Origin of the sequence: Pediococcus acidilactici, assembly GCF_016127815.1 — a bacterium.
GTDB classification, from domain to species: domain Bacteria; phylum Bacillota; class Bacilli; order Lactobacillales; family Lactobacillaceae; genus Pediococcus; species Pediococcus acidilactici.
Map to the genome: position 1 here is coordinate 986469 of NZ_CP066046.1, position 12028 is coordinate 998496.

A 12028-nucleotide genomic window follows, 5' to 3' on the forward strand; every position below is an offset into this window, starting at 1 on the left:
AATTTTACTTCGTTTTCTTCCACTAAAAAAACCAAGCACTTGCGCGCTTGGTTTTTATATTGAATTTCAGTTGGTTAATTTTACATTTCGTCCGGTGCCTTAACGCCAAGTAAGCGTAGTGCTTCTTCAAGTACTAAACTAACACTCTTAACCAATGCCAAGCGTGCTGGCTTTTCAGCATCGTCCGCCAAGATCCGAGAATTTGCGTAGTACTTATTGAAGGATTTCGCCAAACTCAAGGCGTACTTCGCAATAACTGATGGTTCATATTGGGCAGCTGCTCGTTGAACTACGCTCGGGAATTCTTGCAATGCTTTTAAGGTATCCCAAGCATTGGCATCCGTAATCTTCAATTGATCGGTTGTAACTTCCGTATCTGCCTTCCGAAGAATGCTTTCTGCCCGTGCCCGACTATATTGTACGTATGGGCCAGTTTCCCCTTCAAAACGGACAACGTCTTCAAGGTTAAAGTCAAAGGAGTTTGTCCGTTCGTTCTTCAAATCGTGGAAGACTACCGCGCCAACCCCGACTTCTTTTGCAACCATGTCAGCGTTAGCTAAATCAGGGTTCTTTTCGTTGATTTGCTTCTTCGCTAAGGTTACCGCGTCATTCAAGACTTCATCCAAGAGAACAACCCGACCTGAACGAGTAGACAATTTCTTTCCGTTCAGCGTAATCAAACCAAATTGGATATGGTGGATGTCGTCAGACCAGTCATAGCCCATTTCTTTTAATACAGCCTTTAATTGCTTAAAGTGGTTAGTTTGTTCGGCACCAACCACGTATAGCGATTGGACAAAGTTGTAAGTCCGGTAACGGTAAAGGGCTGCTGCTAAGTCCCGAGTAATGTACAGGGTAGCTCCGTCAGTCTTCTTAATTAAGGCTGGATTCAAGTTGTACTTTTCTAAGTCGACAACTTGAGCTCCCCGACTTTCCTTTAAGAGGTCCTTGTCTTCCAAAATTTGGACAATTTCATCCATCTTATCGTTATAGAAGGCTTCCCCTTTGTAAGAATCAAACGTAATCCCTAACTTATCGTAAATTTGCTTGAAGGATTGTAACGAAACTTCACGGAACCATTTCCATAGGTTAGTAGCTTCTTCGTCACCATCTTCCAGCTTCTTGAACCAGTCCCGTGCAATGTCGTCTAGTTCAGGCTTTTCCTTATCTTCCTTATGGAAACGAACGTAGTATTCCAAAAGTTTATTGATTGGATCAGCTTTTACATCTTCTTCACTACCCCATAGTTTATATGCGGTAATTAATTTACCAAATTGCGTACCCCAGTCACCTAAATGGTTAATCTTAATTGGGTGATAACCATTTTTTTCCATAATTAGAGCTAAAGAATTACCAATTACGGTCGAACGTAAGTGACCCATGGAAATTGGCTTGGCAATGTTAGGCGATGACATATCAATTGGGACGTTCCCATTTTGACCATCGTCGTTATCACCATAAGCTGACTTTTGGTCAAGAACCGTTCTTAAAACTTCTTCACCAAAGGTTTGCTTATCTAGGAAGAAGTTGATGTAAGGACCCGCAACTTCAACTTTTTCGAAGTCGCTTTGGTCAATTTTTTCAACTAGATCTTGGGCAATCATTTGAGGTGCTTTGCGCAAAACCTTAGCTAGCGTAAAGGTTGGGAAAGCCAAATCACCTAGCTTGCTTTCCTTAGGCACTTCAATTTTTTCATAGATTTCGCTATCCGATAGGTATTCGTTTAAAACTGGTTTTAATGCTGCAACAACTTGATTCTTATAATCCATATTTCCGTCCTTTCTGCGAAAAAAAAGCCCCTTACATCGTTAAATGTAAGAGACGAGATTTCCCGCGGTACCACTCTACTTGATTAAAATAATCCACTTATTTATTTAATTTAATATCCGTAGAATCACGCCTTCATCTCCGCCTTATATCTGACTCCCATCAACTCAGACTCGCTAGGATAACGCTGAAGATTACTACTATTCTACTTATTACTGAATCATTATAACAGAGTATGTTTTGATTTGCTAATTAACTTTTCCAGCTAATTGATTAAGGGCCTCAAATTCATTAGGTGCCAACGTAATGTACGCCGCTTGAATGTTACTTTCAAAGTGTTTAATATTTGAGGTCCCGGGAATTGGTAAAATCACTTCCGAACGTTGTAATAGCCAAGCTAACGCAATTTGACTCGGCGTTGCCAAATGATTCTGGGCAATTTGGTTCAAAATGCTATTTTGGTCTGAAGCCAACTTTCCAGTTGCCAACGGGAACCACGGAATAAACGCCATGTGTTGGGATTCGGCATAATCGAGAACTGCTTCGTCACGGCGGTCAATCAGGTTATACCGGTTTTGTACTGAATCAATCTTGGCTATCGCTTGTGCACGTTTAATTTCTTCTACCGAAACTTGGCTCAAACCAATGTGCTTAATTTTACCTTCTTTTTGCATGTCTGCTAAGACACCGACCTGTTCTTCAATTGAAAAACGGGGATCCACCCGGTGCAATTGCATCAAGTCAATCGAGTCCAGTCCTAGAGACCATAAGTTCAATTCTACCTGTTGCCGCAAATAATTAGGGTCGCCAACCACCGTCCACACATCCGGTCCTTGTCGGGTGAACCCAACTTTGCTGGCAATCATTTTATGTGGTCCTTGATAGTCCCTTAACGCTTCTTTGAGATATAAATTTGCATAAAACGGTCCGTACGCATCCGCAGTGTCAATGAAGTTAACTTCACTATCTAACACCCGCTTCGCTACGGCAACCGCGTTGGCTTCATCGGCACTGGGCCCCCAGACACCGTGTCCAGGCAATTGCATCGTTCCGTACCCTAAACGATTTACCCGTAACTCATCATCAAATTCAAATGTCTGTTTTATCATTGTTTTCCTCCGTTAATGCGATGGTTTCAAATCTATTATAACCGCGAAAAAATAAATTGGCACCAAAACTAGCCAATTCGCACCCGTTGAAGTAGCGAGATAATCAATCTTTTTGCTAACCCGTTCTACCATGTAAATTAACTAAATTCTACTTTACATTTTTTCCAAACTGGACTAAAATGAATTTTGCAATTGCGAACGTAGTTTAGTGGTAAAATCCAAGCTTCCCAAGCTTGTGTCGCGGGTTCGATTCCCGTCGTTCGCTTTTTTAGATGTTTTGGGAACCTTACGGAAATAAATCAAAAGTGTCACAATCCTCTGATAATACTGGGATTGTGGCACTTTTGTTTTTGGGTAGTTATCCATGAGTATCGCAGAAAGATTACCCTCCTGTTCCCAGTCTGTCCCCAAACGAATAATTTAAATGTTGAACAATTTTGCATATCAAACGCGTAATAAAAACCGCCCGAATTAATCGAGCGGTTTTTTACTCTCTATCATTGTCCTTTAGTCTACGCACATTATTAAAAATAATGGTGCCCTAACTTGGATCACAGAGCTATTTCATTTGACGCCAATTAGTGATGTGATCTTTCCAGATATAATCGAACTCACCAATGACTTCTTCAGGTGTCTTAGGCTTATCACCAGTCAATTCCTCAATATCGTTCGATTTAACATCTAGCAAACCGTCCGCAACCGATTTGTCATTATCAACAACGTCATTTGCGCTAAATGGTGCCGGTGATTTTGAAAAGTCACCAGACATATCATGAGGAATCCCTAAAGCCTCCAAATAATCGTAATATTGTTCTGGTGTAGCTGGGACGTATTCGATTTTTTGTCCTGAACGCTTACTGATCATTTCTGCAATTTGACGAATAGAAACTGATTCTGAACCTACAATGTTGTAGACTTTGCGAGTACTTTTTCCAAGAAGCGAAGCAGCCCCTGCCTTAGCGCAATCATTTTTGTATACTAACGTGGCCTTGCCTTCCCCGGCAGTTGTGACCCACCGATTGTTAGACATAAAGGCTAACATAGCCCGCATTGTCATGAATGTTTCCATATACAGGTTGTTGCGTAAAGCAGTATAGTCGGTGCCTGTACTTTCCAGATATTCTTCAGTAGCAGTATGGTCAGGTGTTACAAAAATGTGCTTATACGCTGGATTTCTCGCCCCAACAAATGAAGTATAGGTAATGTGTTTAACGCCCATTTCGATAGCTGCGTCGATTGCGTTACGGTGTTGTTGAACGCGTTTACCCACGTCAAGACCAGAAATTAAATAGAGTCGATCTCCGCCCTTAAAGGCTTTAAGCATCGATTCCTTATCATTATAGTTAGCTTCAACGACTCGCACCCCCGCATCTTCCCAACGTTTCAATTTATCCTTGGGTACGCGCTCCATTTTGTAGCAAGTGAACGTCAGCTGATCACCACTAACTTCTTTTAACATCAATTCAGCAACTCTTCCAGCTAACTTCCCGTCGGCACCTGTAACAATATATCTCATACTTAACAACCTTTCTACTTAACAACCTTTCTACTTTACAAGTTCATTTCATCACAATGTTTCTGCTTGTATTGTACCCCTTTTTTGCGTCAAGATAAATATTCTGCTTATACATATCTAAAATAATAAACCCCCGATTCACAAAAATCGGGGGCTTTTTAGGTAGGAGGTATTTCGTATAACTGTCTTTTGTTTTTAAATCTCGTTAACTAGTTTAGTGTAATCAATATTTTTCAATGGAGGTCCAACAAATACACTTGGAAAAAGATTGCTAACCCGGCACTAATGATAATGTAAACCACGATGGGAACCATCCCCATTTTTTTGCCACCATAAAACTCAATTGCGTACCCTTGCTCACCGCCCTTTAAACTATCCACTCCACCAACCCCCTTTTTCGATAAAATTCAAGCGAAAGTTTGATATTTATTTCACAATTAATTTACCAAAATTCTGCTAAAAAAACTGTTCGGTACCCAACAGTTCCCCAAATAAAGTAATTATTTTTATGCCTGTACTAAAAAATCCCTTCCACAGTGGGAAGGGATTAATTCATTATTGAATAATTTTTGAAGATGATTTTACCGCTATTCTAATGCAAATCGTCCGCCAACACACACTACTTAGGAGACTGCAACCATCGAATTTGTTCCGTTGTAAATCCAGTGTACTTAATCGTTAATTGGTAGACTTTCCGAACCTCACGTACCACTTCTTTCAAGGATTCAAGATCATAAGGGGTCACCCTCCGCAAAGGAATCGAATGTGGCCGACTGTTCTTTTTATGAACAATGAAAAAGAAGTTATAACAATCGTCAAACCGGTCGTCGACAACGTTAATTGCATAATATGTATTCGGAATTTTTTTAAAATACCGTTGAACTCGCTGCAAAATCACCTTAGCATCCTGATTCATTTAAACTAGCACTTCCGCATTAAAAACCGTAAACTGGCGAACCACCATTTGGCCGCGTTGGTTAGGCCGCACCAAAGCCATTAACGCTGATCCAGGTCGTGCTTCTTGGAAAAAACGCAGCGCGTGCGTATGAATCAGCATATTGTATTTTCGTTGTCGGCGGTCCGTCAGCTGAAACCGCATTAAAAGTGGCGAGTAACTGACAATTTTAATTGACGAAGTAATAATTCCGCTTAATTTTTGCATAACCATCACCCTCACTAATATATTGGCTTAATTATACAAACATACGTTCGCATTTGTCAAATTTTCCAACCTAAAAAAAGGGCCTCTCAGAATCTAAAATTCTGGAGAAACCCTTAATTTTAAAATCGAATTCAAAGCTTTCGCCAAGCTAGCTCAGTTATCAATAACTACCAGCTTCATTCCTAAATTATCCGTGATCTTTATAGTTCTTCCTTAACTTGTCGTTTGGCAATCATTGGCATAATGACCCCTAACGCGATTAAAACAAACGGCGTGATGATGTTCATTGCCAATTGGAACCACCAAGTTGTCGGATTTGCTGCGTAGTCAATCTTAGGAATCACCCCTAAAATACATGCAAATGCGGTAAATAAGAAGCACCATAATCCAAAGCCAAAGCCGATCTTCGAGTTTTTAACAAATACATAGTCGGAATTGAACTTCTTGATTTGCTTCGACAATAGCATGTACGCTACGAATACCCAGAGATAGCGCATTGGCATTACGACCGAGTTAAGGTTCATTAACCAGTTATATAAGTCATTCATTCCACCAATACCCAGCGCCGGAACGATAATAATGATTGAAACCAAAACTCCGGTTAATTTATAACCGTTAATCGCAACACCATTCTTATTTTTCCGCCGCAAACTTGCTGGCACAAAGTTTTTATCGGCGTCATTTAAGAAGATTCGTAACGGTGCGTCAACTGAAATCGCAAGCGCCGCTGAAGTCGATAAAATATTGGAAATTGCAAAAATCCAGGTTAATAAGTTACCTACGTGGAAATAATTTCCTAAAATTTGGAAAGCCGTATACGACCCGTTCGCCATCAAGTCGTTAGGGATGTGGTCGGCATCAAAAATCATTCCCATCGCAAACGAACCTAGGACAGCTGAAAGTGCCACCATGATCGCAAGTAAAATCATCCCTAGAGGAAATTCTTTGGAAGGATTTCGCGTCTTATTAACGTATGGTGAAATTTTTTCCGCCCCCCCAACCGCGAAAACTAGCATGGAAATCGTGGTGAAGTAATTAAAATTAAATTTTGGCATATAAGTGCTGACTTGATCCATGTGTGCCGTAGCAATCGACGAATGGGCAATAAACGGCGCCGCCAAACCTAAAATAATGAAGAGAATCGACATGGTAAACATCCCAATCCCTGCAATACTTCCCACGCGATTAAGCGTGGTGACACCTTTAGTAGCCATCCATAAGAAGATTAAGAATATTACTAAACTTAGTGCTTGAACAATGTATGACGGAGTCTGGTTAACAAAGTTCCCGTTACTCTGGAAAAGCCAGCTAAATCCAATTAGAATTGCCTGTGGTTTTTGGGCTAAGTAAGGTACATGCACAATCCAATATGTCCAAGCTGCTAAATAAGCCCACCGACTAGTGGAGAGTTCCTTCATCCAAGAAGAAACGCCACCTTCCGCGTTTTGGAAGGTAGCCCCCAGTTGTCCAACCATTAAAGTATAAGGGATAAAATATAGCGCCATGATCAATAACCAAGAAACGATGACCACGAGGCCTTGATTAGCAAAGTTATTGACCACGTTGTTCAAGCCCCAAACGGCCGTAAACGAAATCAAAGCAATGTTGTACCAACGAAAATTGCGGTTGTTACCCGTAGTTTCCATAAATTGTCCTCCTTAAATATTTATACCCTATTACACCAGAAAACGCTGTAAAAATAAATAGATTTCCATTAAAAAGTTAATTAAATTTTAATTTTGTTTGCTTTAGCAACGCTCAAGATAATCAAATTGACAAAAAAGTACTGAATTCAGTAAAATAATTTTAGTACAAGAACGCCCTAAAAGCCCGTCATTTGGGGATTTAGTCCGCGCAAAAATTTTTTTATTTATTCTGCAGACTTTTAGCAAAATTTGTCATCGCTAAAAGTACTGAATTCGATAATTAGAATGGAGGAATTCGATGGACCTCGTCGACCGGATCAAATTAACCGCAAAGCTAAAGAAAAATTGGAATCTTAAAACCACCGCGCAACACGCTGGAATTGGGGTTAATAGTATTTACCGTTGGAAAACGCAAGCTCCCCGAGCTGACAAGTTACTTCAGGTTGCGGAAGCTCTTGACGTATCCCTTGATTACTTAATGGGACGCTCGGAAGATTCCCAAATTCAAAACCACCCCGTAAGTATGACTATTGAAGAAGCAGTCGACGGCATTCGCTACTTTAACGGCGAGCCGGTTACCGATTTTAAGCGACGTGGTTTGAAAGCCATTGCGAAGGCCTATTTGCGGAAGGATTAATCTAACCACGGCCTAAAAGTAGCGTGCGCCAAAAGTCGGGTAATTTGCTCTAGTCAAAAAAGACCGTTACGCCTGCATTCGGCGTAACGGTCTTTTTTTGGTTAAACGGAACAGACTGGATTTTGGCGCATACTTTGACCCTATTGCCGCCAAAACAGCTTGTTAAGAATCTTTTTATCCTTGAAAATATTGCTTTATTTTTTCCAGCCTCTTATTTTATTGACTTTACCGCGCTAAGCGTATAAAGATTCGTGGGGATGTTTAAACCAGGTGTTCAAAGATCCCCATTCCGGCCCTATTGCTTAACTGCGGAAATGAAACGAGCAAAGGCTGCCTTACCAGCTTCATCCCATTTGAAAACGCCGGCATCAGCTAAAACCCGCGCGAAAACATTACCAACGGCCGTATTGACCACTTCAGTAACGTTTGCTGGCGTAATCGACTTAGTTTCTTTTAATTGATCAGCCCAAGTTTTATGCATTTCTGCCATTTGGTTGTCTTGATTTAACAGGTACTTTTCCACTTCTACCAATTCCGTCTTTAACCGAGCTGGTAAAATTGCCCTTCCCATTACTTCAATCAAACCAATATTTTCTTTTTTAATGTGTTGTACGTCTTGGTGCGGATGGAAAATCCCGTCTGGAAATGCTGCCGAAGTCTGATTATCCCGCAATACCACGTCCATCACGTAGTTCTCCCCATCTTTATAGGCAATCGGAGTAGTTGTATGATGACGCGTTCCATCGGTATACGCTCTGACATCCACACTTTCATCGGAATAATTCATCCAAGTATTATGGATTTTAACGGCCGCATCCGTCAGCGCAACCGAATCTTTGCTGGTCAAGCGAATGGTCGACATTGGCCACTTCACGATTCCAGCTTCTACGCCATTCACCCCTAATTCAATGGTTCTAGCAACCGGCGCCTTCATCATTGGAAATACATGTCGGCCACTTTGATAGTGTTCATGTGACAACATTGATCCCCCAACAATTGGCAAATCAGCATTACTGCCCACAAAATAATGTGGTAACTGTTTAACGATTTCCAATAAGTTGGCAAAGGTTTGTCGGTTAATCACCATTGGTCGGTGAACTTGATCTAAGAAAATCGAATGTTCGTTGAAGTACGCGTACGGTGAGTATTGGAAGCCCCAAGTTTCGCCGCCTACCGTCATCCGAATAATCCGGTGATTGCTGCGGGATGGGTAACCTAACCTACCTAAATAGCCCTCATTTTGCATGCATAGTTGACACAAAGGGTAGCCATTTTGCGGTTGGTTACGGGCCGCGGCAATCGCCTTAGGATCCTTTTCCGGTTTCGAGAGATTAATGGTAATTTCAAGTTGCCCAAAGTCCGTCTTAGCCGGAAAAGATACGTTTTTAGCGATTGCCCGGGTTTTAATGTAGTCGTTATCTTTACTTAATTTAAAGAAATAATCCGTAGCCGCTTTAGGACTCACCTGATATTTATCCCAAAAAAGCTGGTTTAAAACGGAAGGCAACGGCGTCGCCAAGTCCATTAGTTGGTCTGCTAAAATGCTCTTATCTGATTGAGTATCCTCAATTTTACCGTTTTGGATAGCCGTCTTAACTAACGCATCTACCAAACTCGTCAACTGTCCATCAACGGCTTCAGCTGGTTCACCTTCGCCAACCAAACCTAAAACACGATTATAAACATAAATATGGTCCAAGTTGGTGTACTGCGATGGTGAATCGATTACGGCTTGGACAAATTGTTCTAAAATATTCATGATGCTTGTCCTCCTCAATCATTGTAACCCTTGGGATGACTTACTTTCCAATTCCAAGCGGTTTTAATAATTTCCTTAACGTCATCATATTGCGGTTGCCAACCGAGCACTTTCCGGGCCTTTTCGCTAGCGGCTACTAAGGTGCTGGGGTCACCTGCACGTCTAGGTGCCATAACTGCAGGGATTTCTTTTCCGGTTACTTCACGAGCGGCATCCAACATCTGCTTATTTGAAAAACCAGTTGACGATCCTAAGTTAAATACGTCGCTATCATGACCTTGTTTGAGATATTCCAATGCCAAGATGTGAGCATTTGCTAAGTCAACCACGTGAACGTAATCGCGCACGTTAGTTCCGTCAGCAGTTGGGTAATCGTCCCCAAAGATTTGTAACTGGTCGCGTTCGCCAGCTGCCACTTGTAAAATAATTGGTACTAAATGGGTCTCGGGATGGTGGTCTTCGCCAATGCTACCGTCTGGTTTAGCCCCCGCCACGTTGAAGTAGCGTAACGCGACAAACTTAATTCCGTCGGCAATGTCTGACCAATGCATAATTTTTTCCATCGCTAACTTACTTTCACCATATGGATTGGTAGGCACTTGGGGATCCGATTCTTGGATCGGCACCCGCTTAGGTTCGCCATAGGTTGCCGCAGTAGATGAAAATACAATCCGTTTCACCCCGTGCTTAGCCATTACTTCGAGAAGCTTCACCATTCCAGCAGTATTGTTATCGAAGTATTTCAAAGGATTTTTCATTGATTCCGGGACGACTGAAAAGGCCGCAAAGTGAATCACGCCTTCCACATCTTCTTTAGTAAAAACTGAATCCATAAATTCAGTATCTCGGATATCTCCTTCGTAAAAACGAGCCTGGTCGTTTACTGCTGCGCGGTGTCCGGTAACAAGGTTGTCAACCACCGCCACGTCATAACCCTTCGTAATCAATTGATCAACTGCATGTGAGCCAATATAACCAGCACCACCTAAAACTAAGACAGCCATTCTAATTCCTCCTCAATCTCTCAATGCGTAATCGTTATTTAAAATTCTTTAATATTAAAGTTCTTTAGGTCCGTCAGCCACTTCTGCAATATAGAAGTCAGCGTCGTAGCCGATTTTATCGCGATAAATTTTGCCCACGTTTTCCTTAAAAGCTTCTACTTGGTCTTTTTCCACGATTGCAATTCCGCAACCACCAAAACCAGCACCGGTCATCCGGGCTCCAAGTACGCCGGGTTGTTTCCAGGCTGCTTCTGCCAAAGTATCTAGTTCCTTACCAGTTACTTCGTAATCATAGTGGAGTGAAACGTGGGAAGCCGTAACTAAGTCACCAAACGTCTTCAAATCGTCGTCTGCCAACGCCTTAGCTGCCCGAATGGTTCTTTGATTTTCAGAAACGGCGTGACGAGCACGTTTGATTAAAGTTTCATCGTTAATTAGGTAAGCTGCTTCGTCAAATTCATCATTTGTTAAGTCACCTAAAGAGTTGATGTCTAGCTTAGTTTGCAAACGACGCAACGCTTCTTCACATTCTGAACGGCGTTCGTTGTATTTAGAGTCCGCAAGTTCACGGCGTTTGTTCGTATTCATAATTACGATTACGTGATTGCCTAACTTAACTGGAGCGTATGAATAATCTAAGGTATTAGTGTCCAGTAAAATCGCTTGTTCTTGCTTACCCATTCCAACTGCAAATTGGTCCATAATTCCAGAGTTAACCCCTACGTAGTTATTTTCACACTTTTGGCCAATTTTGACTAAGTCTAATTGGCTAACGCCTAGATTAAAAGCGGTGTTTAAAATAGCTCCGGTCAATAATTCAATGGAAGCTGAGGAAGATAAACCTGCGCCGTCTGGCATGTTGCCGTGTACGTAAAGGTCAAATCCGTGGTCAAACTTAGCTCCCGTTTTAACCAATTCGTTCATCATCCCTTTTGGATAATTCGTCCAACCCGCTGCTTTATCGTATTCGAGGTTATTCACGTCAAACGTAACTACCCCTGAATCCGGAATGTTAGCCGAGTACATTCTGACCGTACTATCCGTCCGGGGTGCGTAAACACCATAAGTTCCGATTGTGATTGCGCATGGGAATACGTGGCCACCATTGTAGTCAGTGTGTTCACCAATTAAGTTAATCCGTCCCGGGGAGAAGAAAACCCTTTCAGGTTTAGTGTCAAAAATTTCGGAAAATTCTTTCTTTAAGTCGGTTGCGTTCATAATATGTATCCTCCGTGTTTTACTAAAATTTTATTAACTTGAATATATAGCTTTAAAGGTCACTTGTCAACACCCGCTTAACCCTTTATAAACGAAAATGGTAGCGTTTTTACGAAAAAAACACCAATAACTCCAATTTTTCCGATGAAGTCATTTTTGAACCCTAAGAAACTATTATTTTTGGTTAAAATTTAACTAAAACTATGTATA

At 41.4% G+C, this 12028-nt stretch carries 11 protein-coding genes and 1 tRNA gene; 2 read left to right on the forward strand and 10 right to left on the reverse strand.

Features of this window, described 5'->3' with window-relative positions; translation table 11 throughout:
* Positions 1-80 precede the first annotated feature (80 nt).
* Together argS and I6H64_RS04965 are read right to left on the reverse strand one after the other, a co-directional pair.
* Positions 81-1769, reverse strand: coding sequence for an arginine--tRNA ligase (gene argS, locus I6H64_RS04960; protein ID WP_008841444.1), 1689 nt, complete (start codon positions 1767-1769; stop codon positions 81-83).
* 246 nt (positions 1770-2015) lie between these two features.
* Entirely contained in the window at positions 2016-2876 is an 861-nt protein-coding gene (locus I6H64_RS04965; RefSeq protein WP_008841445.1) for an aldo/keto reductase, read from the reverse strand.
* A gap of 194 nt (positions 2877-3070) precedes the next feature.
* Here I6H64_RS04965 and I6H64_RS04970 point away from each other — a divergent pair.
* Positions 3071-3141, forward strand: a tRNA-Gly gene (locus I6H64_RS04970).
* Between the two features lie 294 nt (positions 3142-3435).
* On the opposite strand, the gene I6H64_RS04975 is transcribed toward I6H64_RS04970, so the two are convergent.
* From I6H64_RS04975 to I6H64_RS04995, 5 genes are all read right to left on the reverse strand, one after another.
* On the reverse strand, positions 3436-4392 hold the full coding sequence (locus I6H64_RS04975) for an SDR family oxidoreductase (protein ID WP_008841447.1): 957 nt from the start codon (positions 4390-4392) through the stop codon (positions 3436-3438).
* Between the two features lie 233 nt (positions 4393-4625).
* Positions 4626-4772: a hypothetical protein gene (locus tag I6H64_RS04980; protein WP_005916432.1), complete on the reverse strand. Its 147-nt coding sequence runs from the start codon at positions 4770-4772 to the stop codon at positions 4626-4628.
* 239 nt (positions 4773-5011) lie between these two features.
* A complete protein-coding gene (locus I6H64_RS04985) occupies positions 5012-5308 on the reverse strand; it encodes a hypothetical protein (protein WP_008841448.1) in 297 nt (98 codons plus the stop codon).
* Positions 5309-5554 (reverse strand): hypothetical protein, encoded by a 246-nt coding sequence (locus I6H64_RS04990; RefSeq protein ID WP_036685289.1) that lies wholly within the window; start codon positions 5552-5554, stop codon positions 5309-5311.
* Positions 5555-5754: 200 nt separating this feature from the next.
* A complete protein-coding gene (locus I6H64_RS04995) occupies positions 5755-7200 on the reverse strand; it encodes an amino acid permease (protein WP_008841450.1) in 1446 nt (481 codons plus the stop codon).
* A gap of 298 nt (positions 7201-7498) precedes the next feature.
* Here I6H64_RS04995 and I6H64_RS05000 point away from each other — a divergent pair, with 298 nt between their 5' ends.
* Positions 7499-7837 (forward strand): helix-turn-helix domain-containing protein, encoded by a 339-nt coding sequence (locus I6H64_RS05000; RefSeq protein WP_002831322.1) that lies wholly within the window; start codon positions 7499-7501, stop codon positions 7835-7837.
* 295 nt (positions 7838-8132) lie between these two features.
* On the opposite strand, the gene I6H64_RS05005 is transcribed toward I6H64_RS05000, so the two are convergent.
* The 3 genes from I6H64_RS05005 to I6H64_RS05015 are packed head-to-tail and all read right to left on the reverse strand — an operon-like array spanning position 8133 to position 11818.
* Complete coding sequence (locus I6H64_RS05005) at positions 8133-9596, reverse strand: UDP-glucose--hexose-1-phosphate uridylyltransferase (RefSeq protein ID WP_056985021.1); 1464 nt, start codon at positions 9594-9596, stop codon at positions 8133-8135.
* 14 nt (positions 9597-9610) lie between these two features.
* The gene (galE, locus tag I6H64_RS05010) at positions 9611-10600 is read right to left on the reverse strand and encodes a UDP-glucose 4-epimerase GalE (protein ID WP_005916411.1); all 990 of its coding nucleotides are present in this window, start codon (positions 10598-10600) and stop codon (positions 9611-9613) included.
* A 54-nt stretch (positions 10601-10654) separates the two neighbouring features.
* Positions 10655-11818: a galactokinase gene (locus I6H64_RS05015; protein WP_008841453.1), complete on the reverse strand. Its 1164-nt coding sequence runs from the start codon at positions 11816-11818 to the stop codon at positions 10655-10657.
* Between the last annotated feature and the right edge of the window lie 210 nt (positions 11819-12028).